The organism is Leclercia tamurae (genome assembly GCF_025566055.1).
Lineage (GTDB): Bacteria > Pseudomonadota > Gammaproteobacteria > Enterobacterales > Enterobacteriaceae > Enterobacter > Enterobacter tamurae.
The window spans coordinates 1-26,519 of sequence record NZ_JAMHKS010000057.1 but is presented as its reverse complement, the minus strand read 5'-3'; the positions used below and the strand labels follow the sequence as shown (position 1 = coordinate 26,519).

Annotated in this window: 23 protein-coding genes, 1 tRNA gene and 2 rRNA genes; 20 read left to right on the top strand and 6 right to left on the bottom strand. The window is 55.5% G+C overall.

Annotation, left to right across the window (positions count from 1 at the left end):
• Window positions 1–59: 59 nt before the first annotated feature.
• Both mreB and csrD read right to left on the bottom strand, forming a co-directional pair.
• Window positions 60–1,103 carry a rod shape-determining protein MreB gene (gene mreB, locus M8318_RS00690; RefSeq protein ID WP_000913396.1) on the bottom strand — a complete coding sequence of 348 codons (1,044 nt, stop codon included), beginning with the start codon at window positions 1,101–1,103 and terminating at the stop codon, window positions 60–62.
• A gap of 279 nt (window positions 1,104–1,382) precedes the next feature.
• Window positions 1,383–3,323, bottom strand: a complete 1,941-nt coding sequence (gene csrD, locus M8318_RS00685; RefSeq protein ID WP_225760102.1) for an RNase E specificity factor CsrD — start codon at window positions 3,321–3,323, stop codon at window positions 1,383–1,385.
• 184 nt (window positions 3,324–3,507) lie between these two features.
• Here csrD and acuI point away from each other — a divergent pair, with 184 nt between their 5' ends.
• The 13 genes from acuI (at window position 3,508) to M8318_RS00620 (ending at window position 15,623) form a co-directional block, all read left to right on the top strand.
• Window positions 3,508–4,482 carry an acrylyl-CoA reductase (NADPH) gene (gene acuI / locus M8318_RS00680; RefSeq protein ID WP_262660638.1) on the top strand — a complete coding sequence of 325 codons (975 nt, stop codon included), beginning with the start codon at window positions 3,508–3,510 and terminating at the stop codon, window positions 4,480–4,482.
• 77 nt (window positions 4,483–4,559) lie between these two features.
• Entirely contained in the window at window positions 4,560–5,561 is a 1,002-nt protein-coding gene (gene msrP / locus M8318_RS00675) for a protein-methionine-sulfoxide reductase catalytic subunit MsrP (protein ID WP_262660636.1), read from the top strand.
• Window positions 5,562–6,161 carry a protein-methionine-sulfoxide reductase heme-binding subunit MsrQ gene (gene msrQ / locus M8318_RS00670; protein ID WP_262660635.1) on the top strand — a complete coding sequence of 200 codons (600 nt, stop codon included), beginning with the start codon at window positions 5,562–5,564 and terminating at the stop codon, window positions 6,159–6,161.
• 233 nt (window positions 6,162–6,394) lie between these two features.
• Complete coding sequence (gene aroQ, locus M8318_RS00665; protein ID WP_262660633.1) at window positions 6,395–6,847, top strand: type II 3-dehydroquinate dehydratase; 453 nt, start codon at window positions 6,395–6,397, stop codon at window positions 6,845–6,847.
• Between the two features lie 22 nt (window positions 6,848–6,869).
• Window positions 6,870–7,340, top strand: a complete 471-nt coding sequence (accB, locus tag M8318_RS00660) for an acetyl-CoA carboxylase biotin carboxyl carrier protein (protein WP_106994879.1) — start codon at window positions 6,870–6,872, stop codon at window positions 7,338–7,340.
• 10 nt (window positions 7,341–7,350) lie between these two features.
• Complete coding sequence (gene accC, locus M8318_RS00655) at window positions 7,351–8,700, top strand: acetyl-CoA carboxylase biotin carboxylase subunit (protein WP_106994880.1); 1,350 nt, start codon at window positions 7,351–7,353, stop codon at window positions 8,698–8,700.
• A gap of 108 nt (window positions 8,701–8,808) precedes the next feature.
• Window positions 8,809–9,054 carry a YhdT family protein gene (locus tag M8318_RS00650; protein ID WP_106994881.1) on the top strand — a complete coding sequence of 82 codons (246 nt, stop codon included), beginning with the start codon at window positions 8,809–8,811 and terminating at the stop codon, window positions 9,052–9,054.
• Window positions 9,044–10,495, top strand: coding sequence for a sodium/pantothenate symporter (gene panF / locus M8318_RS00645; protein WP_262660631.1), 1,452 nt, complete (start codon window positions 9,044–9,046; stop codon window positions 10,493–10,495). The genes M8318_RS00650 and panF overlap by 11 nt, the downstream gene beginning before the upstream one ends.
• Before the next feature lie 11 nt (window positions 10,496–10,506).
• Window positions 10,507–11,388: a 50S ribosomal protein L11 methyltransferase gene (prmA, locus tag M8318_RS00640; RefSeq protein ID WP_261644888.1), complete on the top strand. Its 882-nt coding sequence runs from the start codon at window positions 10,507–10,509 to the stop codon at window positions 11,386–11,388.
• Window positions 11,389–11,765: 377 nt separating this feature from the next.
• Complete coding sequence (gene dusB / locus M8318_RS00635) at window positions 11,766–12,731, top strand: tRNA dihydrouridine synthase DusB (RefSeq protein ID WP_106994884.1); 966 nt, start codon at window positions 11,766–11,768, stop codon at window positions 12,729–12,731.
• A gap of 23 nt (window positions 12,732–12,754) precedes the next feature.
• The gene (fis, locus tag M8318_RS00630) at window positions 12,755–13,051 is read left to right on the top strand and encodes a DNA-binding transcriptional regulator Fis (RefSeq protein WP_000462905.1); all 297 of its coding nucleotides are present in this window, start codon (window positions 12,755–12,757) and stop codon (window positions 13,049–13,051) included.
• A 199-nt stretch (window positions 13,052–13,250) separates the two neighbouring features.
• Entirely contained in the window at window positions 13,251–13,415 is a 165-nt protein-coding gene (locus tag M8318_RS00625; RefSeq protein WP_261644889.1) for a DUF2556 family protein, read from the top strand.
• A 126-nt stretch (window positions 13,416–13,541) separates the two neighbouring features.
• Window positions 13,542–15,623, top strand: a complete 2,082-nt coding sequence (locus tag M8318_RS00620; RefSeq protein ID WP_262660628.1) for a putative bifunctional diguanylate cyclase/phosphodiesterase — start codon at window positions 13,542–13,544, stop codon at window positions 15,621–15,623.
• Between the two features lie 14 nt (window positions 15,624–15,637).
• On the opposite strand, the gene envR is transcribed toward M8318_RS00620, so the two are convergent.
• Window positions 15,638–16,285, bottom strand: coding sequence for an acrEF/envCD operon transcriptional regulator (envR, locus tag M8318_RS00615; protein ID WP_262660627.1), 648 nt, complete (start codon window positions 16,283–16,285; stop codon window positions 15,638–15,640).
• 394 nt (window positions 16,286–16,679) lie between these two features.
• Here envR and M8318_RS00610 point away from each other — a divergent pair, with 394 nt between their 5' ends.
• From M8318_RS00610 to M8318_RS00580, 7 genes are all read left to right on the top strand, one after another.
• Window positions 16,680–17,819, top strand: a complete 1,140-nt coding sequence (locus M8318_RS00610; protein ID WP_262660626.1) for an efflux RND transporter periplasmic adaptor subunit — start codon at window positions 16,680–16,682, stop codon at window positions 17,817–17,819.
• Between the two features lie 10 nt (window positions 17,820–17,829).
• Window positions 17,830–20,943, top strand: a complete 3,114-nt coding sequence (locus tag M8318_RS00605; protein WP_262660625.1) for an efflux RND transporter permease subunit — start codon at window positions 17,830–17,832, stop codon at window positions 20,941–20,943.
• Between the two features lie 319 nt (window positions 20,944–21,262).
• Entirely contained in the window at window positions 21,263–21,484 is a 222-nt protein-coding gene (locus M8318_RS00600) for a lipoprotein (protein ID WP_106994889.1), read from the top strand.
• Window positions 21,485–21,900: 416 nt separating this feature from the next.
• A complete protein-coding gene (locus M8318_RS00595; RefSeq protein ID WP_262660624.1) occupies window positions 21,901–22,926 on the top strand; it encodes an amino acid ABC transporter substrate-binding protein in 1,026 nt (341 codons plus the stop codon).
• 68 nt (window positions 22,927–22,994) lie between these two features.
• Complete coding sequence (locus M8318_RS00590; RefSeq protein ID WP_262660623.1) at window positions 22,995–24,176, top strand: amino acid ABC transporter permease; 1,182 nt, start codon at window positions 22,995–22,997, stop codon at window positions 24,174–24,176.
• Window positions 24,177–24,185: 9 nt separating this feature from the next.
• Complete coding sequence (locus tag M8318_RS00585) at window positions 24,186–25,289, top strand: amino acid ABC transporter permease (RefSeq protein ID WP_262660622.1); 1,104 nt, start codon at window positions 24,186–24,188, stop codon at window positions 25,287–25,289.
• Between the two features lie 7 nt (window positions 25,290–25,296).
• Complete coding sequence (locus tag M8318_RS00580) at window positions 25,297–26,055, top strand: amino acid ABC transporter ATP-binding protein (RefSeq protein WP_106994893.1); 759 nt, start codon at window positions 25,297–25,299, stop codon at window positions 26,053–26,055.
• 102 nt (window positions 26,056–26,157) lie between these two features.
• Here M8318_RS00580 and rrf (M8318_RS00575) read toward each other — a convergent pair.
• The 3 genes from rrf (M8318_RS00575) to rrf (M8318_RS00565) form a co-directional block, all read right to left on the bottom strand.
• Window positions 26,158–26,273: ribosomal RNA gene (gene rrf, locus M8318_RS00575) — 5S ribosomal RNA — on the bottom strand.
• A gap of 38 nt (window positions 26,274–26,311) precedes the next feature.
• Window positions 26,312–26,387, bottom strand: a tRNA-Thr gene (locus M8318_RS00570).
• 14 nt (window positions 26,388–26,401) lie between these two features.
• A 5S ribosomal RNA gene (gene rrf / locus M8318_RS00565) occupies window positions 26,402–26,517 on the bottom strand.
• Window positions 26,518–26,519 lie beyond the last annotated feature (2 nt).

Genomic DNA, 26,519 nt, shown 5'->3' with positions numbered 1-26,519 from the left:
CTATGCGTACTCTCGCGTCAGAGAGAAAGGGTAGCCATCCGCTACCCTTTCACACCTGACTACTCTTCGCTGAACAAGTCGCCGCCGTGCATGTCGATCATTTCCAGCGCCTTGCCGCCGCCACGGGCTACGCAAGTCAGTGGATCTTCAGCAACTACGACAGGAATACCTGTCTCTTCCATCAACAGGCGGTCGAGGTTACGCAGCAGCGCACCACCACCGGTCAGAACCATACCGCGCTCGGAGATATCGGAAGCCAGTTCCGGCGGGCACTGCTCGAGGGCAACCATGACGGCGCTTACAATGCCGGTCAACGGCTCTTGCAGCGCTTCGAGGATTTCGTTGGAGTTCAGGGTAAAGCCACGTGGAACGCCTTCTGCCAGGTTACGGCCGCGCACTTCGATCTCGCGCACTTCGTCACCCGGGTAAGCAGAACCGATTTCGTGCTTAATACGCTCTGCGGTGGCTTCACCGATCAGAGAGCCGTAGTTACGGCGAACATAATTAATGATGGCTTCGTCGAAGCGGTCACCACCAATACGTACGGAAGAGGAGTAAACCACACCATTCAGGGAGATAACGGCCACTTCAGTGGTACCGCCACCGATATCCACCACCATGGAGCCGGTCGCTTCGGAAACCGGCAGGCCGGCACCGATGGCGGCAGCCATTGGCTCTTCAATCAGGAAGACTTCACGCGCACCAGCGCCCTGAGCGGATTCACGAATAGCACGACGTTCAACCTGGGTAGCGCCAACCGGCACACACACCAGAACACGTGGGCTCGGACGCATAAAGCTGTTGCTGTGCACCTGTTTGATAAAGTGCTGAAGCATTTTCTCGGTCACGAAGAAGTCAGCGATAACGCCGTCTTTCATCGGACGAATGGCAGCGATATTACCCGGCGTACGACCAAGCATCTGCTTAGCGTCATGGCCGACGGCCGCTACGCTTTTCGGTGAACCAGCACGATCCTGACGAATGGCCACAACTGAAGGCTCATTCAGTACGATGCCTTGTCCTTTTACATAAATGAGGGTATTCGCGGTACCCAGGTCAATGGACAGGTCATTGGAAAACATGCCACGAAATTTTTTCAACATACTAAGGGATAATCCTGAAAGCTGGGGCGGAAAACAAAATCCGCTTACTTTACCAACCACACGCAGCAGCGACAAGGCGCAAAAATCGCCTGCTACGGTGAAAATTTGTGCAGCACGCTTCCTTTGTTACAAATCGTCGCCTGACTCCCTCAGGGCTGAGAAAAAACAGCGTTCCTCACGTTCATTTGTAACCCGATAAAGGTCGTTTACTGTCGTGTTGTGCGTCATACATCACGCTACAGGCGCGATATTCTACGTGAAAACTTACCAAACGGCAGGTTAAACAGAGTATCTTTGCGAATATTTTTTCACATTGCTGTCAAGGGGCTGAGAGGCCGCAAAAAAATCGCCTTGACCCCCTGTAACTCCGCGCTCTGTCAACGTCTGCCATTCGGTTCGGGACCTCACGCCTGTGGCAAAAACATGGGTTTGCGTTCCCTTGCAGGCTTCAACCAGACTCTGCACCAGCAGCTGGTTTTCCGTACGTTTTTCGATATTCCTTACCAGCCCCGGATGTAGCTTCAACAGCTCTACCTCCAGCGCCTTGATCCAGCTGGTGCTGACCAGCGTCAGACCCGCCTGCGTCACCGCCACACGAGCCCCCAGCGCATTGATCAAACGAACCACCGGCTGTAACCGACTGATGTGTTGACAAACATCCGCCTCTGCAAGTTCAAAAATAATGCGTTTACGCTGCGATTTTTCACATTGCATCAGCACATCGCGTAGCCAGCGCTGGAAACGCGGGCGGATCAGCGACTCCACCGTCACCTGCAGCGCCAGATGCTCTTCAGGCCAGTAGGATAAGAATGGCATCAATCGGGAGATTTGCTGGCGGTCGTACTCTTCCGACAGGCCAAACTGCAGCACCATTGGCAGATACTCCGCCGAGACCACCTCTTCATTGCCGTCAAAGATGCGGCACAGCAGCTCCCGATGGTGAACCTGGCCGTTAACCAGCACCGACGGTTTTTGATAGATCCGCGGCCCGCCGCGGGTGAGCATCTGCTCAATCAGGGTGCGCCAGCGCACGTTGCCGCGCCCTTTCTCTGGCAAGGAGTCATCATAAATCGCCCAGCCATTAGCCCCCTGCAGCACGGCATTGCGGGTAGCGGCTTCGGCGTGCTCCATCACCTGCTCGGTGGTCTGGCCGCCGCGCCAGGCGCAAATGCCAATATGCACCATATCATCACGATCGAGCATTTTGCTGGGGGGTAGCGCATCCACCGACTTTAACAGCAGGCTGGCAATGCTCTCTGACTCTTTCAGGGAGCGATGCGGCAGCAGCACGGCGTAATCACTGCGGTGATAGCGCGCCAGCAGTGCGCCGGGATAGCGCATCATAAAGGTGGAGAGCATGTTGATGAGCATAAACAGATGCTCCTCCGCCACCGCCCGTCCCCAGTTGTCCTTTAGCAGATCGAAGTCCGGCAGACGGACAAGCATCACCACCCCGTGCGATCCCACTTTCTCGGTATCTTCCAGCAGGGTAGCCAGCTGATTATCAAAGAAAAGACGGTTATTGAGGCCGGTTTTGTTGTCCTGGGCGGCATAGGAGCGGATCAGCGTATCTATCCGGCTGCGCTGGTCGCTGGCAAACTGAATTTCGGACAGCAGAACGTCCAGCGCGCTGCTGGTGCGGGACGGCCATTCATAGACGGAGCCGCGCACCTGAGGCCCACGTTCACCGTTGAGGATCCGTACCGAACGCGACTCCAGCAGCTCCTGCCCCGAGAGCTGGCGACGCAGCCAGCGCACCGCCAGAAAGATCAGCACCACCACGAAGATCACCGCCACCGTCAGGGGCGCGGTAGTCATCAGTGAGCGATAATAACTGTCCATGGGATCCAGATAGGCCAGGCTTATGGTCATCCCGGGATTTTTCAGGGAGGAGACGGTCAGTTCGAGATGCTGGGGTGGCGCACCGGCCGGTCGATAACCCTTTTGCCCGCTGTGGCTGAAGAGGGTTTTTCCGCCCTGGGTAATCTCTACACGCGTGATATCAACCGGAGCCATCAGCTCATCCAGTTGCCGAGACAGTTCCGGAAAGGGCGTACTGACAAGGCGGGAATCAATTACCGACGCCACGGAATGGACGCGGTTCACCAGCTTTCCCTGGATCGCATTATAAAAACTGAGCGAGCAGCCAATCAGGGTGACAAAGATCGTCAACCCGGTTAGCAAGGCAATAAAAGCGGAGAACTTCGTCGATAATCGCATCCTTGAGATTACTCCGTGAGTTGATGAGGATAGCAAGTGAGCACTAACTCGCAATACGGCATCGGCATACTACCAAATCCGGTGTATCTGGCAATTTATTGCGTTAAATCGGCATTGCATGTCAATGAGCGAGTATAGTCTTCAAAAATTTTTTTCCAATCATCATGCTGAGTAAGGAATTCGTATGCAGGCTTTGATCTTAGAACAGCAGGAAGGCAAAACTCTTGCATCAGTGCAATCTATCGACGAGAGCCGCCTGCCGGAAGGGGCCGTGACCGTTGATATCGACTGGTCCAGTCTGAATTACAAAGACGCGCTCGCCATTACGGGCACCGGCAAGATCGTGCGTAATTTCCCAATGGTTCCAGGTATCGACTTTGCGGGCCGCGTACACGCCAGCGAAGATCCGCGTTTCCATGTCGGCCAACAGGTGCTATTGACCGGCTGGGGCGTGGGCGAGAATCACTGGGGCGGGCTGGCCGCGCAGGCACGCGTCAATGGCGACTGGCTGGTGCCGATGCCGGACGGGCTCGATGGTCGTAAAGCGATGATCATCGGCACCGCCGGCTTTACCGCCATGCTGTGCGTGATGGCGCTGGAAGAGGCTGGCGTTACGCCGCAGTCCGGTGAGGTAGTGGTGACGGGCGCCAGCGGCGGCGTCGGCAGCACCGCGGTCGCCCTGTTGCATAAGCTGGGCTATCAGGTGGCGGCAGTCTCCGGGCGTGAAAGTACCCATGACTATCTGCGTAGCCTCGGTGCCAGCCGCATATTGGGCCGCGACGAGTTCGCTGAGACCCGTCCGCTGGAGAAACAAATCTGGGCCGGTGCCGTCGATACCGTCGGAGACAAAGTGCTGGCGAAACTGCTGGCGCAGATGAACTACGGCGGCTGCGTGGCGGCCTGCGGCCTGGCGGGCGGTTTTGCCCTGCCAACCACGGTAATGCCGTTTATTCTGCGTAATGTTCGTCTGCAGGGCGTCGATTCCGTGATGACCCCGCCAGAGCGCCGGGCCCAGGCCTGGGAACGACTGGTTCGCGACCTGCCGGCCTCCTTCTATGATCAAAGCGCCACCCAGATTAGCCTTGAGCAGGCCCCGGAGTATGCCGCGAAGATCATCAATAATCAGATCCAGGGCCGTACCCTGGTGAAGCTGGCGTAATCTTCAAATTTTCGTGACATATTCGCTTTAACCCTGCTCCTCCGTCATGCTTAGAAAAACGCATGACGGAGGATGCCATGAAAGTGAAACCCCTGACGGAAGCCGATATCACCGCGGAATCCGTTTTTATGCTGAAGCGCCGCCAGATCCTGAAAATGCTGGGGATCGGTGCCGGTGCGCTGACGCTATCTCCCCTCGCCCAGGCCGATCTGCTGGACTGGTTTAAGGGTAACGATCGTCCTAAAGCGCCCCCCGGGAAGCCGCTTACTTTTACCCAACCCGCCCAGTGGCAGAGCACGCTCGCCAAAACCCCCGAAGAGAAAGTGACAGGCTATAACAACTTCTACGAGTTCGGCCTGGATAAAGCCGATCCGGCAGCCAATGCCGGCAGCCTGAAGACCGATCCCTGGACGCTGACCATCGACGGCGAAGTGGCAAAACCGCTGACCCTCGATTACAACGATTTGACCACCCGCTTCCCGCTGGAAGAGCGAATCTACCGCATGCGTTGCGTCGAGGCCTGGTCGATGGTGGTGCCGTGGATCGGTTTTCCGCTGCATAAGCTGCTGGCGATGGTGGAGCCCACCAGCGACGCGAAGTATGTCTCCTTCCAGACCCTTTACGCACCGGAGATCATGCCCGGCCAGAAAGACCGGTTTATTGGCGGTGGGCTCGACTATCCGTACGTGGAGGGATTGCGCATTGACGAAGCCATGCACCCGCTGACGCTGCTCACCGTTGGCGTGTACGGCAAAGCGCTGCCGCCGCAAAATGGTGCACCCATCCGCCTGACCGTGCCGTGGAAATATGGCTTTAAGGGCATCAAATCGATCGTCAGCATCAAGCTGACCCGTGAACGCCCTCCTACCACCTGGAACCTTGCCGCACCGGATGAGTACGGTTTTTACGCTAACGTAAACCCGCACGTCGATCACCCGCGCTGGTCGCAGGCGACTGAGCGGTTTATTGGCTCAGGTGGGGCGCTGGACGTTAAACGTCAGCCGACGCTGCTGTTCAACGGCTATGCCGACCAGGTCGCATCGCTCTACCGCGGCCTCGACTTACGGGAGTTTTTCTAAGTGCGTCTGACGGCAAAACAGATTACCTGGCTGAAAGTCGCCCTGCATCTTGCAGGGTTGCTTCCTTTTATATGGCTATTCTGGGCCATCAACCACGGCGGCCTGAGTGCCGATCCGGCTAAAGATATTCAGCACTTCACCGGCCGCACCGCGCTGAAGTTTTTACTGGCGACTCTGCTGGTTTCGCCCCTGGCGCGCTACGCAAAACAGCCTTTATTGATCCGTACCCGCCGCCTGCTTGGGCTATGGTGTTTCGCCTGGGCGACGCTGCATCTCACCAGCTATGCGTTTCTGGAGCTGGGCATTAACAATCTGGCCCTGCTGGGAAGCGAACTGGTTACCCGCCCTTACTTAACCTTGGGGATTATCAGCTGGGTGATTTTACTCGCGTTGACCCTCACCTCTACCCAGTCCGCTCAGCGAAAACTGGGAAGGCGCTGGCAACTTCTGCATAATTTTGTCTATCTTGTCGCGATCCTCGCCCCTATCCACTACCTTTGGTCAGTGAAAATTCTCTCACCGCAGCCGATCATCTATGCCGGGCTGGCAATAGTGCTTCTGGCATGGCGATATAAGAAGTTTCGTCAGTGGTGGCGATAATGGGCGAAAGTGTGCAGATCCCCGCAGAACGCTTACCCTTCCCGGGCGTTTATCCGAATGCTGTTGATAATCTTCCCTGATAAGACCAGTATTTAGCTGCCAAATGCTACGAAATCGTTATAATGTGCGACTTTGGTTTCCCCGATGGGTTTTTCATAGCCAGAAAGGGTGACAATCGCGCATCGAAGGTATATTTTGTTTTTTACCGGAGAATCGCAGGAGATAGCGGCACAATGGCTGACAAGTTTCACATCTTAGTTTTGAACGGACCGAACCTGAATATGCTCGGCACCCGTGAACCCGAGAAGTACGGCACGCTGACGTTAACCGAAATTGTTAATCGTTTGGGTAACGAAGCGGCGGCACTCAATGTGGAACTTGACCATTTTCAGTCTAACGCGGAGTACGCACTCATCGACCGCATTCATCAGGCTAAAGACACCACGGACTATATCCTGATTAATCCGGCCGCGTTTACGCACACCAGTGTTGCTATTCGTGACGCGCTGTTGGCAGTGAGCATCCCGTTTATCGAGATCCACCTCAGCAACGTGCATGCGCGGGAGCCGTTCCGCCACCACTCCTACCTGTCAGATATCGCCACTGGCGTCATCTGTGGACTGGGGGCTGACGGTTATTCATTCGCTTTACAGACAGCGGTAAAACGCCTGTCACAATCACACTAAACAAAGAGTACGGAACCCACTCATGGATATTCGTAAGATTAAAAAACTGATCGAGCTGGTTGAAGAATCAGGCATCTCCGAACTGGAAATTTCTGAAGGCGAAGAGTCTGTACGCATCAGCCGTGCCGCGCCAAACGCAGGCTACCCGGTTATGCAACAGGCTTATGCTGCACCAATGATGCAGCAGCCAGCTCTGTCTAACGCTGTCGCGCCGGCGACGACTCCAGCAATGGAAGCGCCAGCAGCAGCGGAAATCAGTGGTCACATCGTACGTTCCCCAATGGTTGGTACTTTCTACCGCACCCCGAGCCCGGACGCTAAAGCGTTCATCGAAGTGGGCCAGAAAGTTAACGCGGGCGATACCCTGTGCATCGTTGAAGCCATGAAAATGATGAACCAGATCGAAGCTGACAAGTCAGGTACTGTGAAAGCGATTCTGGTCGAAAGTGGTCAGCCGGTTGAATTTGACGAGCCGCTGGTCGTCATCGAGTAACGAGGCGAACATGCTGGATAAAATTGTTATCGCCAACCGCGGCGAGATCGCACTGCGTATTCTTCGTGCCTGTAAAGAGCTGGGCATTAAGACTGTCGCTGTGCACTCAAGCGCGGACCGCGATCTGAAACACGTATTACTGGCGGATGAGACGGTCTGTATCGGCCCGGCTCCGTCCGTCAAAAGTTATCTGAACATCCCGGCTATCATCAGCGCCGCTGAAATCACTGGCGCGGTGGCGATTCACCCGGGTTATGGCTTCCTCTCTGAGAACGCCAACTTTGCTGAACAGGTAGAACGCTCTGGCTTTATCTTCATCGGCCCGAAAGCTGACACCATCCGCCTGATGGGCGACAAAGTGTCTGCGATCACCGCGATGAAAAAAGCCGGTGTTCCAACCGTACCGGGCTCCGACGGTCCTCTGACCGACGACATGGATGCTAACCGTGCTCATGCGAAACGCATTGGCTACCCGGTTATCATCAAGGCGTCCGGCGGCGGCGGCGGTCGCGGTATGCGCGTTGTGCGCAGCGATGCTGAACTGGCTCAATCCATCTCCATGACCAAAGCGGAAGCAAAAGCAGCTTTCAGCAATGACATGGTGTACATGGAAAAATACCTGGAAAACCCACGCCACATCGAAATTCAGGTGCTGGCTGACGGTCAGGGTAACGCAATCTATCTGGCAGAACGTGACTGCTCCATGCAGCGTCGTCACCAGAAAGTGGTCGAAGAGGCACCAGCACCGGGTATCACTCCGGAACTGCGTCGCTACATCGGCGAGCGTTGCTCTAAAGCCTGTGTCGATATCGGTTATCGCGGGGCGGGTACGTTTGAGTTCCTGTTCGAAAACGGCGAGTTCTACTTCATCGAGATGAACACCCGTATTCAGGTTGAACACCCGGTTACCGAAATGATCACCGGCGTTGACCTGATCAAAGAGCAGCTGCGTATCGCGGCGGGTCAACCGCTGTCCATCAAGCAGGAAGAAGTGGTGGTTAAAGGCCATGCGGTGGAATGCCGTATCAACGCCGAAGACCCGAACACCTTCCTGCCGAGCCCGGGTAAAATCACGCGTTTCCATGCGCCGGGTGGCTTTGGTGTGCGCTGGGAGTCCCATATTTACGCCGGTTACACCGTACCGCCGTACTATGACTCCATGATCGGCAAGCTGATCTGCTACGGCGAATCCCGCGATGTGGCGATTTCCCGCATGAAGAACGCCCTGCAGGAGCTGATCATCGACGGCATTAAAACCAACGTTGATCTGCAGATGCGTATTATGAGCGACGAGAACTTCCAGCATGGTGGCACCAACATCCACTATCTGGAGAAAAAACTCGGTCTCAATGAAAAATAAGCATTTATAAGCAGCAAAAGGCCGGTTAATCCGGCCTTTTTTATTTCTGGGGATTGCGAAGCCCCATAAGGTACAATCCCCGCTTTCTTTTTCCACAAGGGACAAAAAATGGACAAGCGTTTTGTTCAGGCCCACAAAGAAGCGCGCTGGGCGCTGTGGTTAACCCTTCTCTATCTCGCCGCGTGGTTAGTAACTGCTTACATACCTGATTCTGCCATTGGCATTACCGGTCTGCCGCACTGGTTTGAGATGGCCTGCCTGCTGCTCCCGCTGGTGTTTATTCTGCTCTGCTGGGCGATGGTGAAATTTATCTATCGCGATATTCCGCTGGAGGATGACGATAATGCAGCTTGAAGTGATCCTGCCCCTCGTCGCGTATCTGTTTGTTGTTTTTGGCCTGTCCGTTTACGCCATGCGCAAACGGACAACGGGCACTTTCCTGAACGAGTATTTCCTCGGTAGCCGCTCGATGGGCGGTATTGTGCTGGCGATGACCCTGACCGCCACCTATATCAGCGCCAGCTCCTTTATAGGCGGCCCGGGTGCAGCCTATAAATACGGGCTGGGCTGGGTACTGCTGGCAATGATCCAGCTGCCTGCCATCTGGCTCTCGCTGGGTATTCTCGGGAAAAAATTCGCGATTCTGGCGCGCCGCTACAATGCCGTGACCCTCAACGATATGCTGTTTGCCCGCTATCAGAGCCGCCTGCTGGTCTGGCTGGCCAGCCTGAGCCTGCTGGTGGCCTTTATCGGTGCCATGACCGTGCAGTTTATCGGTGGTGCGCGCTTGCTTGAGACCGCCGCCGGGATCCCTTACGAAACGGGCCTGCTGATTTTTGGTATCAGTATCGCGCTCTACACCGCCTTTGGTGGATTCCGCGCCAGCGTGCTCAACGACACCATGCAGGGCATGGTGATGCTGATTGGTACCATTGTGCTGCTGGTGGGCGTGGTGCATGCGGCGGGTGGTTTAACCCATGCAGTGGAAACCCTGCAGACCATCGATCCGAAGCTGGTATCGCCTCAGGGTGCGGATGACATCCTCTCCCCCACCTTTATGACCTCCTTCTGGGTGCTGGTCTGCTTCGGGGTGATTGGCCTGCCGCATACGGCCGTGCGCTGCATCTCCTATAAAGACAGCAAGGCGGTGCACCGGGGAATTATTATCGGCACCATCGTCGTGGCGATCCTGATGCTCGGCATGCACCTTGCCGGGGCGCTTGGCCGGGCGGTGATCCCGGACTTAACCGTGCCGGACCTGGTGATCCCGACCCTGATGGTAAAAGTTCTGCCGCCGTTTGCGGCCGGGATCTTCCTTGCTGCGCCAATGGCAGCGATCATGTCGACAATTAACGCCCAGCTGCTGCAAAGTTCCGCTACGATCATTAAAGATCTCTACCTGAACATGCATCCGGCGCAGATGAACAATGAGCGACTTCTGAAGCAGATGTCGGCTGTGATCACGCTGGTGCTGGGGGCGTTACTGTTGCTGGCCGCGTGGAAGCCGCCTGAGATGATCATCTGGCTGAACCTGCTGGCGTTTGGTGGCCTGGAAGCGGTATTCCTCTGGCCGCTGGTGCTGGGCCTGTACTGGGAGCGCGCCAACGCGGCGGGCGCCCTGAGCGCAATGATCGTCGGTGGCGTGCTCTATGCCGTGCTCGCCTCCTTTAATATTCAGTACCTGGGCTTCCATCCGATTGTGCCCTCGCTACTGCTAAGTTTGCTGGCGTTTGTGGTGGGGAACCGTTTCGGTCAATCTGCCCCGCAACCTGCCGTCATTTCTACTGATAAATAAAGAGTTTTGCCATGCCGTGGATCCAACTAAAACTGAATACGACCGGCGCGAATGCCGAAGCGCTGAGTGATGCCCTGGTAGAGGCCGGTGCGGTCTCTGTCACCTTCCAGGATACGCATGACACCCCGGTGTTTGAACCGCTGCCGGGTGAAACCCGCCTGTGGGGCGACACCGATGTCATCGGCCTGTTTGATGCCGAAACCGATATGGCCGAGGTGGTCGCAATTCTGGAGAATCATCCGCTGCTGGGCGCCGGTTTTGCGCACAAAATTGAGCAGCTGGAAGACAAGGACTGGGAACGCGAGTGGATGGATAACTTCCACCCCATGCAGTTCGGCAAGCGTCTGTGGATCTGCCCGAGCTGGCGCGACGTGCCGGATGAAAATGCCGTCAACGTGATGCTCGATCCGGGCCTGGCGTTCGGGACCGGCACCCACCCGACCACCTCCCTGTGCCTGCAGTGGCTGGATGGTCTGGATCTGGACGGTAAAACAGTGATCGACTTTGGCTGTGGGTCCGGGATCCTCGCCATCGCTGCTTTGAAGCTCGGTGCGGCAAAAGCGATCGGGATCGACATCGATCCGCAGGCCATCCAGGCCAGCCGCGATAACGCGCAGCGCAACGGCGTCTCCGACCGTCTTGAGCTGTATCTGCCGAATGACCAGCCTGCGGTGATGAAAGCCGATGTGGTGGTCGCCAACATCCTGGCCGGCCCGTTACGCGAGCTGGCACCGTTAATCAGCGTCCTGCCCGTTGAGGGCGGCCTGCTGGGGCTTTCCGGTATCCTTGCCAGCCAGGCAGAAAGCGTCTGCGAAGCTTATACCGACCTCTTTACACTCGACCCGGTGGTCGAAAAAGAAGAGTGGTGCCGCATTACCGGTCGTAAAAAGTAAGGGTTTAATCGAGTGCCTGTTTTTTAAACTGACCTTTTGGTTAAAGAACAGGCGATCCATTGCTAACGATGATGTTCTAAAATGCGACGCAGATCGCAAAGAACCGCGGAAATCTGCTGCTTAAAACAGCAGATTATTCGGCTTAAGGTTTCATTCTTTAAGAAAAAACGAGAAGTTTTGGGAAATTGTAAGCGGCCATAAAATCATCACACCCATTTAAGTGAATGATTTATATCGCATATAATTTTACAGGCTATGCTTTGTGCCTGATTCCATGATCTGCAACAGGTGATTGTTCAAAGTTTGGCCTTTCATCTCGTGCAAAAAATGCGTAAGATACGCCGCCTTGCAGTCACAGTATGGTCATTTCTTAACTCATGCGCATCGGAAACCACCAGCTTAGAAATCGCCTGATCGCAGCACCTATGGCAGGTATTACCGACCGGCCCTTCAGGACGCTGTGCTATGAGATGGGAGCAGGACTCACCGTTTCCGAGATGATGTCGTCTAACCCGCAGGTTTGGGAAAGCGATAAATCCCGTCTTCGGATGGTGCATGTTGACGAACCAGGTATCCGCACCGTGCAAATTGCCGGAAGCGTGCCTGAAGAGATGGCAGACGCCGCGCGTATTAACGTGGAAAGTGGTGCCCAGATTATTGATATCAATATGGGGTGCCCGGCCAAAAAGGTGAATCGCAAGCTTGCAGGTTCAGCCCTTCTGCAATACCCCGACCAGGTGAAGTCAATCCTGACGGCGGTTGTCAGCGCAGTGGACGTTCCTGTTACGTTGAAGATTCGCACGGGTTGGTCGCCGGATCACCGTAACTGTGTAGAGATTGCCCAACTGGCTGAAGACTGTGGCATTCAGGCCCTGACCATACATGGACGCACCCGCGCCTGTTTGTTCAACGGCGAAGCTGAATACGACAGCATTCGGGCAGTTAAGCAGAAAGTTTCCATTCCGATTATCGCGAATGGCGACATTACTGACCCGCTTAAAGCCAGAGCTGTGCTCGACTATACGGGAGCTGATGCTCTGATGATAGGACGTGCGGCTCAGGGAAGACCCTGGATCTTTCGGGAAATCCAGCATTATCTGGACACTGGGGAGCTGCTTGCCCCGCTGCCGCTGGCAGAGGTTAAGCGCTTGCTTTGTTCGCACGTTCGGGAATTGCATGGCTTTTATGGTCAGGCAAAAGGGTACCGAATTGCGCGTAAACACGTATCCTGGTATCTCCAGGAGCACGCTCCAAATGACCAGTTTCGGCGCACATTCAACGCCATAGAGGATGCCAGCGATCAGCTGGAGGCGTTGGAGGCATACTTCGAAAATCTTGCGTAATGAAATAAAGAGCTGACAGAACTATGTTCGAACAACGCGTAAATTCTGACGTACTGACCGTTTCCACCGTTAACTCTCAGGATCAAGTAACTCAAAAGCCCCTGCGTGACTCGGTTAAACAGGCACTGAAGAACTATTTTGCTCAACTGAATGGTCAGGATGTTAATGATCTGTATGAGCTGGTACTGGCTGAAGTTGAACAGCCCCTGTTGGACATGGTGATGCAATACACCCGCGGTAACCAGACCCGTGCTGCCCTGATGATGGGCATCAACCGTGGTACGCTGCGTAAGAAATTGAAAAAGTACGGCATGAACTAATTTCGATTAGCTAAATGCTTGTATAAAAAGGCGCAAACCGGCATGGGGACGCGCCTTTTTTTATGCCCTCTTTTCCCGCCTTTTGCTCCCCGCATCACACCGCTAACAGCCGAAACGTAAACATCCGTCTGCCCACTTCTCAGCCGCTTTTTTTCGTGTATATTTCCTGCACTCTTTTCCTTTGTTCCCGGAACTCCGAATGATCCGTAAGTATGGGTGGTTAGTCGTCTTCGCGATTAGCGTTTTCCTTTTTGATGCACTGTTAATGCAGTGGATCGAGTTGATGTCTACGGAAACGGACAAATGTCGCAACATGAACTCGGTGAATCCACTCAAGCTCATCAACTGCGCAGATCTGGATTAATCCCCTACTTTCCCTCGAAAAATGTACGGGCTTAAAAGCCTTTGAGGCATCCCGGTTGGATGATAATGTCTCCGCCCGTCACATCCGGTATCACGTAATACCCCCTGCGTTTGAGTTGATGAGATCATGCTGGTTAGCCAATACGACCAACTTCTTGTGGTTATCTCTTTTGTTGTCGCCATTCTTGCCTCCTACACCGCCCTGAATATGGCAGGCCGGGTTGTCGGCAGTACGGGCATCGCGGCACGTGTCTGGCTGACGGGCGGCGGTATTGCCATGGGCATCGGCATCTGGGCCATGCACTTTATCGGCATGCTGGCGATGGATGTCTCCATGCGCCTGAACTACGACCTGATGCAAACGGCTCTCTCGATGTTCATTGCCATCGGCGCCTCGCTGTTCGCCCTCTGGCTGGTAAGTCGGGGTCACTTGCGCAGGCGTCGCCTGTTCACCGGTGCCGTGATTCTGGGCAGCGGGATTGTCGCGATGCACTACACCGGGATGGCGGCATTACAGGTCGAGCCCGCTATCATCTGGGATATGCGCTGGGTTGCGCTGTCGGTGGTAATTGCCCTGCTCGCCTCGCTGGCCGCTCTGTGGCTCACGTTTCGTCTGCGTCGCGATGCCGCCCAGGTTACGCTGATGCGCGCGGGCGCCGCCGTGCTGATGGGCATGGCCATTGCCGGCATGCACTATACCGGCATGAAGGCCGCCCAGTTCCCGGTTCAGGCTCATATGCACCATCAGGGGGTGAACGGCAGCTGGCTGGCGGTGCTGGTGAGCGTCGTGGCGCTCTCTATTCTCGGCATTACGCTGCTGGTCTCGATGTTTGACGCCAGACTGCAGGCCCGCACCGCCCTTCTGGCCTCGTCGCTGGCGGAAGCGAACCGTGAGCTGGCGCAACTGGCGCTGCACGACACGCTGACGCGCTTGCCAAACCGCGTGCTGCTGGAGGACCGTCTCGATCAGGCGATCAACAAAGCCGATCGTGAAGGGAAGTTATTCGCGCTGCTGTTTATGGATCTGGACGGCTTCAAAGCCGTCAACGATGCCTACGGGCACGACACCGGCGATAAGCTGCTGATTGCCGTGACGGAACGTCTGGAACAACCGCTGAAAGGTCAGTACACCCTCGCCCGTATTGGCGGCGACGAGTTTGTGCTGCTGGCCGAGATCGATACCCCAAACGATGCCGCTTCACTGGCCAGCGCGCTGGTGCATGTGATCGACCAGCCTTTCAGCCTTGAGCTGTACGATCTGGTGGTGACCCTCAGCGTGGGGATTGCTATCTATCCACACGATGGCAAAAACCAGCGGGAGCTGATGTTTAACGCCGATGCGGCGATGTACCACACCAAGCATATGGGGCGTAACGGCTACCACTTCTTCCAGCCTTCGATGAACACCCTGGCGCAAAAACAGCTGCAGTTGATGAACGATCTGTGGCTGGCGCTGGATCGACAGGAACTGCATCTGGTTTATCAGCCGAAGTTCCAGGCCCCGGTGGGCCCTATCGTCGGCTTTGAGGCCCTGCTGCGCTGGCAGCACCCTTCCCAGGGGCTACTCTGCCCTGACCAGTTCCTGCCGCTGGCGGAAAAAAGCGGGCTGATCATTCCTATCGGCAACTGGGTGATTGATGAGGCCTGCCGCCAGCTCCGCGTCTGGCATCTGGAAGGGCATACCGACTGGTCGATGGCGGTGAATCTCTCCACGCTGCAGTTTGAGCAACCCCTGCTGGTTGAGACGGTGATGAGTAGCCTGGCGCGACATCGCATTCCGCCCCATACCCTGATCCTGGAAGTGACCGAAACGACGGCCATGAATAATCCGGATGAGAGCGTGCGGGTGCTGACCGAACTGACGCAGGCGGGAGTGAAAGCCTCCATCGATGATTTTGGTACGGGCTATTCCAGCCTGCTGTACCTGAAAAAGCTGCCAGCCTGTGAGCTTAAGATCGATCGGGCGTTTGTTAAAGATCTCAAGGGCGAGGGGGACGATGCCACTATTGTTGCCGCCATTGTTGCGCTGGCAAAGACCCTCAACCTGAAGGTGGTTGCCGAAGGGGTGGAAACGCAGGAGCAGCAGGCGTTTTTGACCAGGCTCGGGTGTAACACCTTACAAGGTTATCTGCTGGGTAAACCGGTTTCGGCGCAGACCATCAAGGCCATGAGTCAGGATCCGCAAGCCATGCTGACCGAGCAAATATGACCGGGCCGATGCCGCTATGAGGCGGCGTTGTAAAACCGGTGCGGCGCCGGGGCAGGCGGTAACGTCGAGAGGATGTTATCCACCAGCGCCGGGGCCTGTTGATACAAGTCCAGCCTTTCCGGGCTCATTAACCAGTTTTTAATCAACCCACAAAAAAAGCCATGAAAAACAATTAAGGCCGTGTCGATATTGATCTGTGCGGAAATAGCGCCTGTCGCAATGCATCTCTGCAGGATCTGACGAACGTTTTCATAGTTGAAGCCGATCCTCTCCCGAATTTCATATTCTGAAATCATGCCCGGTTCAAATTCACATTTGTGATAGAGGATCTGCAATAGCGTACGCTGGCGGCAATCCCGGGCAATATATTGCAAAGCGGTAACAAACAGTTCACGTAAAATAAATAACGGCTTGTCCTCTTCTCCCTGCGACAACAGACCGCGAATAATCTCCCGCAGCGGACATTGCTCCTGCCAGATAGCATTAAATATCTCCGCTTTACTGCTGAAATGCCAGTAAACGGCCCCCCGGGTCAGACTGGCGGCATCAGCAATATCGGTCAGCGTGGTGCTTGCCACACCCCGTGCGGCAAACTGCTCTATCGCTGCCTCAATCAACAGCTGGCGTGTCTTCTGCGCCTCGGCCTTCGTTTTACGCGCCATAGGGAGTCACTCTTTTAACGGATTAATTACATTTATCAAACAACGGTGATAATTGTCAGGCCATCAATTATCCATCACTGAAAAAAATAATTTTGAACAAAAAACGTCAACATGCTTAATTTATTAATCTCAATGATATTTAAAGTTCATTTTATTCATTAAACACATATGTGCACCTAAAGCATAATGCCGTGAAATAGATAGTCGGGAATGCTATCCCGTTGTTTAATCACATTCAGCCTCGTTTTTTTTGTCTTCAATTCTTTCTCCGCACTTATAAATCAAAAACCCGCCCGGCCATTCTTTATTATGGCGCCCGCCGTTTTCTGTTTACCTCTCCTTAACGCTTAACCGCTGTCGGTTAATGCGGGTTGATGATTTTGAAGGAATAGCCATGACGCCTCATTTCAGGTTTTTACCCTTATCCGGTTTTATCATCGGTGCCGCATTACTCGTGGGTTGTGATGATCACAGTGAGCAAGCCCAGCAGCCGCCAGCACCACAGGTTGTGGTTCATGTGGTGAAAAGCGCGCCGCTGGTCGTCACCACCGAACTGCCGGGCCGCACCGATGCGTATCGCGTTGCAGAGGTTCGCCCGCAGGTGAGCGGCATTATTCTGAAGCGTAACTTTACCGAGGGCAGCGATGTAAAAGCGGGGGAATCGCTGTATCAGATCGATCCGGCCACCTGGCAGGCGGCCTTTGACAGCGCGTCAGGGGAGCTGGCCAAGGCCCAGGCGGCAGCCAACATTGCCCACCTGACCGTAAAACGCTATTTACCGCTGATGGGCACCCAGTACGTCAGCAAGCAGGAGTACGATCAGTCCGTCGCCACCGCCCGTCAGGCCGATGCGTCGGTGATTGCGGCCCAGGCAAATGTCGAGACCGCGCGGATTAATCTGGCGTATACCAAAGTGACGTCCCCTATCAGTGGGCGCATCGGCAAATCCAGCGTCACCGAGGGGGCGCTGGTCGCCAACGGCCAGGCGTCAGCGCTGGCTACGGTACAGCAGCTGGATCCGATCTATGTCGATGTAACGCAATCCAGCAACGATTTTATGCGCCTGAAGCAATCCAGCCTGCAGACGGGCGAAAGCACCAGCAGCGTGCAGCTGCTGATGGAGAACGGTCAGCCGTACCCGCTGAAAGGCTCGCTGCAATTTTCCGATGTCACCGTGGATGAGAGCACTGGCTCCATTACCCTGCGGGCGATCTTCCCTAACCCGCAACATGTCCTGCTGCCGGGTATGTTTGTCCGGGCGCGCATTGATGAAGGCACCCAACCCCACGCCATCCTGGTGCCGCAGCAGGGGGTCACGCGCACTCCACGCGGTGAGGCCAGCGTAATGGTGGTAAACGCGAAGGATCAGGCCGAAGCGCGGAACGTCGTCGCGCCGCAGGCGATTGGCGATCAATGGCTGATCACCGACGGACTGCAGGAAGGCGATCGGGTGATCGTCAGCGGGCTGCAAAAAGTACGCCCTGGCGTCGCGGTTGTCGCCACGCCAGACACCGCCGCGCAGAAAGCGGGATAAGGAACAGAGCATGGCTAACTTCTTTATTCAACGCCCGGTTTTTGCGTGGGTACTTGCCATTATCCTGATGATTGCGGGCGGGCTGGCGATCCTGAAGCTGCCGATCGCCCAGTATCCCACCATTGCCCCGCCTGCCGTGGCGATCTCGGCGACCTACCCTGGTGCCGATGCGCAGACGGTGCAGGATACGGTGACCCAGGTTATCGAGCAGAACATGAACGGCATCGATAACCTGATGTATATGTCCTCCACCAGCGATTCGGCGGGCAGCGTCACCATCACCCTGACCTTCCAGTCGGGCACCGACCCGGATATTGCCCAGGTACAGGTGCAGAACAAACTCCAGCTGGCGATGCCGCTGCTGCCGCAGGAAGTGCAGCAGCAGGGGATCGGCGTGGAGAAGTCGAGCAGCAGCTTCCTGCTGGTGGCGGGCTTTGTCTCGGACAATAAAGACCTGAGCCAGGACGATATCTCTGACTACGTCGCCTCTAACGTGAAGGATGCCATCAGCCGTACCTCCGGGGTAGGCGATGTGCAGCTGTTCGGTGCCCAGTATGCGATGCGTATCTGGCTGGATGCGAATAAGCTGAACGCCTATCAGCTGACGCCGCTGGATGTGATCAATCAGCTCAAAACGCAGAATAACCAGATTGCCGCCGGCCAGCTGGGCGGTACGCCGTCGGTGCCGGGCCAGCAGCTCAATGCCTCGATCATCGCCCAGACGCGCCTGAAAACCGCCGAAGAGTTTGGCAACATCACCCTGAAGGTCAATCAGGACGGGTCGATGGTACATCTGAAAGATGTGGCCCGGATTGCGCCCGGCGGTGAAAACTACAACATGGTGACCAAAATCAACGGCCAGGCGGCGACCGGGCTGGGGATTAAACTCGCTACCGGCGCCAACGCGCTGGATACCGCCGCGGCGATCAAGAGCAAACTGGCGCAGCTGCAAGCCTTCTTCCCGCAGGGGCTGAAGGTGGTCTATCCCTACGACACGACGCCGTTTGTGAAGATCTCCATCCATGAAGTGGTGAAGACGCTGTTTGAAGCCATCATCCTCGTCTTCCTGGTGATGTACCTGTTCCTGCAAAACCTGCGGGCCACGCTGATCCCGACCATCGCCGTGCCGGTGGTACTGCTGGGCACCTTCGCGGTACTGGCGGCGTTTGGCTTCTCCATCAATACCCTGACCATGTTTGGCATGGTGCTGGCGATAGGCTTGCTGGTGGATGACGCCATCGTGGTGGTAGAGAACGTCGAGCGCGTGATGGTGGAGGAGAAGCTACCGCCAAAAGAGGCGACGCAAAAATCAATGTCGCAGATCCAGGGGGCGCTGGTCGGCATCGCCATGGTGCTTTCGGCGGTATTTATCCCGATGGCCTTCTTCGGCGGATCCACCGGGGCGATTTATCGTCAATTCTCCCTGACGATTGTCTCCGCCATGGCGCTGTCCGTGCTGGTAGCGCTGATCCTGACCCCGGCGCTGTGCGCCACCCTGCTCAAAGCGCCGGACGAGCATCATGAGCACAAAGGTGGGTTCTTCGGCTGGTTCAATGCCCTGTTCGACAGGAGCGTGGCGCACTACAGCAATAGCGTCAGCCATATTCTGCGTAAGACCGGCCGCTACCTGGTGGTTTATGTCCTGATTGTCGGCGGCATGGCGGTGCTGTTCCTGCGTCTGCCAACCTCGTTCCTCCCGGAAGAGGACCAGGGCGTCTTTATGACCATGGTGCAGCTCCCGGCGGGGGCTACGCAAACCCGTACCCAGCAGGTGCTGGATCAGGTTGAGCACTATTATCTCACCACGGAAAAAGCCAACGTGGCATCGGTCTTTACCGTTAACGGCTTCAGCTTCAGCGGCCAGGGGCAAAATGCCGGGGTAGCGTTTATCAGCCTTAAGCCCTGGGAGGAGCGCACCGGTGCCGCCAACAGCGTCGGGGCCATCGTCAGCCGGGCAACCCGCGCCTTCAGCCAGATTAAAGATGGGCTGGTGTTCCCGTTTAACCTGCCTGCCATTATCGAACTGGGCACCGCAACAGGTTTCGATTTTGAGCTGATCGACCAGGCCAACCTGGGTCACAACCAGCTGACGCAGGCCCGAAACCAGCTGTTGGGGATGATCAAAGCTCATCCGGATCTGCTGGTTCGCGTGCGGCCTAATGGTCTGGAGGATACCCCGCAGTTCAAGCTGGATATCGATCAGGAAAAAGCCCAGGCGCTGGGCGTCAGCGTCTCGGATATCAACCAGACGATCTCCACTGCGCTGGGTGGTACCTACGTCAACGACTACATCGATCGTGGCCGGGTGAAGAAAGTCTATGTCCAGGCAGATGCCCCCTTCCGCATGTTACCGGAAGATATCAATCGTCTGTATGTGCGCAGCGCTAATGGTGAGATGGTGCCGCTTTCGGCGTTCAGCCAGTCGCACTGGATCTACGGTTCACCGCGCCTCGAACGCTATAACGGCACGCCTTCCATGGAGATCCTCGGCGAGGCCGCGCCAGGGAAAAGTACCGGTGAAGCGATGGTGTTAATGGAGCAACTGGCGGCGAAACTCCCTAACAGCATCGGTTTCGACTGGACGGGCATGTCATACCAGGAGCGGCTGTCAGGCAACCAGGCCCCTGCCCTGTACGCCATCTCACTGGTGGTAGTGTTCCTCTGCCTGGCCGCACTCTATGAAAGCTGGTCGATTCCGTTCTCGGTGATGCTGGTGGTGCCGTTAGGGGTGGTTGGTGCCCTGCTGGCCGCCTCCCTGCGCGGGCTGAACAACGATGTCTATTTCCAGGTGGGGCTGCTCACCACCATCGGCCTGTCGGCAAAGAACGCCATTCTGATTGTCGAATTTGCCAAGGACCTGATGGAGAAAGAGGGGAAAGGGATTGTTGAAGCCACCCTCGAGGCAGCACGCATGCGCCTGCGTCCGATTCTGATGACCTCGCTGGCGTTTATTCTTGGCGTGATGCCGCTGGTCATCAGTCACGGCGCAGGCAGTGGTGCACAAAATGCTGTAGGCACCGGGGTGATGGGCGGCATGCTGTCGGCCACCCTGCTGGCCATCTTCTTCGTGCCGGTCTTCTTTGTGGTGGTGCGCAGACGCTTTACACGTCATCACGAAGAGTAATAGATAAAGGCGCTTCGGCGCCTTTATTGATGATAATAAACGGAAAGTTATTCTTATCCATTTATTTAACTTATTAATTAGCGCGCCAATGAATTGTTTGCTTGCGATTTTTAGCTTGCGCACATAATCAATGCGCCTCCCTAATCTCTCCATTATTGGCGCGCAGGAAGACGGATTTCTCCATCTTTTTTACAATCCAAATAATTTGAGATTATTCACTCTTCATGGCGCTTTTTAAGCGGTGGTAATATAAGCATCAGCTTTGCGGAAGACACTTCTGACTATATCGCAAAGTTAGATTTCATTTTGAGGTAACACCATGAAAAGACTCATTTCGGTTGCACTCCTTACCGCGCTACTTGCGGGTTGCGCGCATGACTCTCCGTGCGTACCGACATACGACGATCAGGGCCGACTGGTTCATACCAATACCTGTATGAAAGGGACCACGCAGGATAACTGGGAAACCGCAGGGGCGATCGCCGGTGGCGCAGCAGCCGTTGCAGGTCTGACGCTGGGCATCATTGCCGTGTCCAAGTAATCCATAAAGCGCGAATTCGTTCGCGCTTTTGCTTTCCCGATTTAGGTTAATTAATAAACCTGAATCTGCTCACATCTTTTTGCTGTTTTATTTTCCTTTCACTCTGGCGACGTGATGTTATTCACACCTTGCTGGCTTACGATATTTACGCCATAAACCCTCCCTCTATTCATTCATCTCTTAATCAGACTTTTGCTCTAATTTGTGGCGCAGGTTGTAATTTCGCACCATTTCAGGGCGCTCGATTTAATTATCACTGTCTACACTCTGCTTTACGCGTTGCGTAATCGTTTATTACGTTGAATGCAAAAACTGGCATCACGTTTGCTTTATTAACGTCGGCCACAGCCACAGACAGGTTAAAGCGTTTATAAGCGCTTCACTATAACGATAATTTTCGCCACACAGGATGCATTATGAAAAAGATGATGATGGCCAGCCTCGCCGCTGCAGGTGTGCTTCTTGCGATCGCCGGCCAGGCTCAGGCGGGTGCCACGCTGGATGCCGTTAAGCAGAAAGGTTTTGTGCAATGTGGGATCAGCGACGGCCTGCCAGGTTTCTCCTACACAGATGCCAACGGTAAATTCTCCGGTATTGATGTAGACGTGTGCCGGGGCGTTGCTGCCGCGGTATTAGGTGACGATACCAAGGTGAAATACACCCCACTGACGGCGAAAGAGCGTTTTACCGCCCTGCAGTCTGGCGAAGTGGATTTGCTTTCACGTAACACCACCTGGACCTCGTCACGTGATGCCGGCATGGGCATGTCCTTCACCGGTGTGACCTATTACGACGGCATTGGTTTCCTGACCCACAATAAAGCGGGCCTGAAGAGTGCAAAAGAGCTGGATGGCGCGACGGTCTGTATTCAGGCGGGTACCGACACCGAACTGAACGTCGCCGATTATTTCAAAGCCAATAACATGAAATATACCCCGGTGACCTTCGACCGCTCTGACGAATCGGCTAAAGCGCTGGAATCGGGCCGCTGTGACACCCTGGCATCGGATCAGTCCCAGCTGTACGCGCTGCGGATCAAGCTGAGTAATCCGGCTGAATTTATCGTTCTGCCAGAGGTGATCTCTAAAGAGCCGCTGGGCCCGGTAGTGCGCCGTGGGGATGATGAATGGAACGCCGTGGTGCGCTGGACGCTGTTCGCCATGCTCAACGCCGAAGAGATGGGTATCAACTCGAAGAACGTCGATGAGAAAGCCGCCAATCCATCCACACCGGATATGGCCCACCTGCTGGGTAAAGAGGGTGATTACGGCAAGGATCTGAAGCTGGATAACAAATGGGCGTACAACATCATTAAAAAGGTGGGTAACTACGCTGAAATCTTCGAGCGTAACGTTGGCTCTGAGAGCGCGTTGAAGATCAGCCGTGGTCAGAACAACCTCTGGAACAATGGCGGCATTCAGTACGCTCCGCCAGTACGCTAAGCAGCTTGCTGTAACGGGCACTGCCGGTGCGGTGCCCAGTCCAGAGTCATGGTTACCCGAGGTTTTATATGTCCCATCGCCGCTTAGCCCTGAAAGGAGCCCTCTCCTTTTCTAATCCTGCGGTTCGCGCCTGGCTGTTTCAGATCCTCGCTGTTCTCGCTGTCCTGGCCGTCGCGATCTACTTGTTCCATAACACCGTTACCAACCTCAGCACACGCGGCATTACTTCGGGCTTTGCCTTCCTTGACCGCAGTGCGGGATTTGGCATTGTTCAGCACTTAATTGATTACGATGAAGGAGATACCTACGGCCGCGTCTTCCTGGTCGGCCTGATGAATACGCTGCTGGTCTCCGGATTATGCATTGTCTTTGCTTCTCTGCTGGGCTTTTTCCTCGGTCTCGCACGCCTGTCTGATAACTGGCTGCTGCGTAAGCTCTCCACGTTGTATATCGAGACCTTCCGTAATATTCCGCCGCTGCTGCAGATCTTCTTCTGGTATTTCGCCGTCCTGCGCAACCTGCCCGGGCCACGTCAGGCGGTGGATGCGTTCGATCTGGCCTTTTTAAGCAATCGCGGTTTGTATATCCCGGCGCCGCAGATTGCCGAGGGGATGCTGGCGCTGCTGGCGGCTCTGGCGTGTGTGGCTGTGGTCTCGGTCGGGCTGTTCCGCTACAACCGCATGCATCAGATGAAAACCGGACAGCTGCGTCGCACCTGGCCCGTCACGCTGGCCTTGCTGGTGATCCTGTCGGGGCTGGCACATATCATTGCGGGCCCGGCGATGCACTGGGATATTCCGACGTTGCAGGGGTTTAACTTCCGCGGCGGTATGGTATTGATCCCGGAGCTGGCCGCCCTGACGCTGGCACTGTCGATCTATACCTCGGCCTTTATCGCAGAGATTATTCGCGCCGGGATCCAGGCCGTTCCTCATGGTCAGCATGAAGCCGCCCGCTCGCTCGGCCTGCCGAACCCGGTCACGCTGCGTCAGGTCATTATCCCCCAGGCCATGCGGGTCATCATTCCCCCGCTGACCAGCCAGTATCTCAATATTGTGAAAAACTCGTCCCTTGCGGCTGCGATTGGCTATCCCGATATGGTTTCCCTGTTTGCCGGCACCGTCCTCAATCAGACGGGTCAGGCCATCGAAACTATCGCCATCACCATGTCGGTCTACCTGATTATCAGCCTGACCATTTCCCTGTTGATGAATATCTATAACCGTCGCATCGCGCTGGTTGAACGCTAAGGAACCATGATGACAAAAGCCGTCTTGTCTCACCCTGTGCGTCCGGCCACTACCGGCAACGGACGCATGATTATCTGGGCACGTAAAAATCTGTTCTCCAGCTGGAGTAATAGCTTACTCACGCTGTTCTGCTTCTGGCTGATGTGGGAGCTGATCCCGCCGCTGCTCAATTGGGCGTTTTTGCAGGCTAACTGGATTGGCACTACGCGCGCCGACTGTACGAAAGAGGGAGCCTGCTGGGTCTTTATTCATCAGCGTTTTGGCCAGTTTATGTATGGACTCTACCCGCACGACCAGCGCTGGCGCATCAATCTTGCGCTGCTCGTCGGGCTGCTCTCGATCATCCCGATGTTCTGGAAAGGACTGCCGCAGCGAGGACGGTACATCGCCGTCTGGGCGGTAGTCTATCCGCTTATCGTCTGGTTCCTGCTGTATGGCGGGATGCTGGGGCTGGAGCGCGTCGAAACCCGCCAGTGGGGTGGTCTGACCCTGACGCTGATCATCGCCTCCGTGGGGATTGCCGGTGCATTGCCATTAGGCATTTTGCTGGCCCTGGGCCGCCGCTCAACCATGCCGGTCGTGCGCGTCCTGTCGGTGATCTTTATTGAGTTCTGGCGCGGCGTTCCGCTGATCACCGTGCTGTTTATGTCGTCGGTAATGCTGCCGCTGTTTATGGCGGAGGGCACCACCATCGACAAACTGATCCGCGCCCTGGTTGGCGTGATTCTGTTTCAATCTGCCTATGTGGCTGAGGTCGTACGCGGCGGGCTGCAGGCGCTGCCCAAAGGCCAGTACGAAGCCGCCGAATCGCTGGCGCTGGGGTACTGGAAAACGCAGGGATTAGTGATCCTGCCGCAGGCGCTGAAGCTGGTGATCCCCGGACTGGTGAACACTATTATCGCGCTGTTCAAAGATACCAGTCTGGTGATCATCATTGGATTATTCGATCTTTTCAGTAGCGTGCAGCAGGCTACCGTCGACCCGGCGTGGCTGGGTATGTCGACAGAAGGCTATGTTTTTGCTGCGCTTATCTACTGGATTTTCTGTTTTAGTATGTCGCGCTACAGCCAGCATCTGGAGAAGCGCTTTAACACCGGGCGTACACCGCACTGAGGAACCTATGAGCCAGATAACTATGACCCCCGCTGACGCGATGATTACGCTGGATAATGTGAATAAGTGGTACGGACAATTTCACGTTCTGAAAGACATTAACCTGAAGGTGAAACAAGGCGAGCGTATTGTTCTTTGTGGGCCTTCAGGCTCGGGTAAATCCACGACCATCCGCTGTATTAACCATCTGGAAGAGCATCAGCAGGGACGGATTGTTGTTGATGGTATCGAGCTAAACGATGACATCCGTAACGTGGAGCGTGTCCGCCAGGAAGTCGGCATGGTCTTCCAGCATTTCAATCTGTTTCCCCATCTGACCGTTCTGCAAAACTGCACCCTGGCACCGATCTGGGTGCGCAAAATGCCGAAAAAGGAAGCCGAGGCGCTGGCCATGCACTATCTGGAACGCGTGCGCATTGCGGAACATGCGCATAAGTTTCCGGGGCAGATCTCGGGTGGACAGCAGCAGCGTGTGGCAATCGCCCGCTCTTTATGCATGAAACCTAAAATCATGCTGTTCGATGAACCGACCTCAGCGCTGGATCCGGAGATGGTAAAAGAGGTTCTGGATACCATGATAGGGCTGGCTGAATCGGGCATGACGATGCTGTGTGTGACGCATGAGATGGGTTTCGCCAGAACTGTTGCGGATCGGGTGATCTTTATGGATCGCGGGGAAATCGTCGAGCAAGCAGCGCCGGAAGAGTTCTTCTCCCACCCAAAATCAGAACGTACGCGCGCGTTTTTATCCCAGGTTATTCACTAATAATGACCCTGCCCGGTGGCGTTTACGGCCCGGGCAAGGGGTTTTTATGCCGCTCAAACGCAAAAAGGCCATCCTTGCGGATGGCCTTTTTACTTGTTTGATGTCTGGCAGTTCCCTACTCTCGCATGGGGAGACCCCACACTACCATCGGCGCTACGGCGTTTCACTTCTGAGTTCGGCATGGGGTCAGGTGGGACCACCGCGCTACAGCCGCCAGACAAATTCTTTTCTACGTGCCGAACTTTAACCTAAAAACTGGTGCTGATACCCAGAGTCGAACTGGGGACCTCACCCTTACCAAGGGTGCGCTCTACCAACTGAGCCATATCAGCACACTTAATTTGATGCCTGGCAGTTCCCTACTCTCGCATGGGGAGACCCCACACTACCATCGGCGCTACGGCGTTTCACTTCTGAGTTCGGCATGGGGTCAGGTGGGACCACCGCGCTACAGCCGCCAGGCA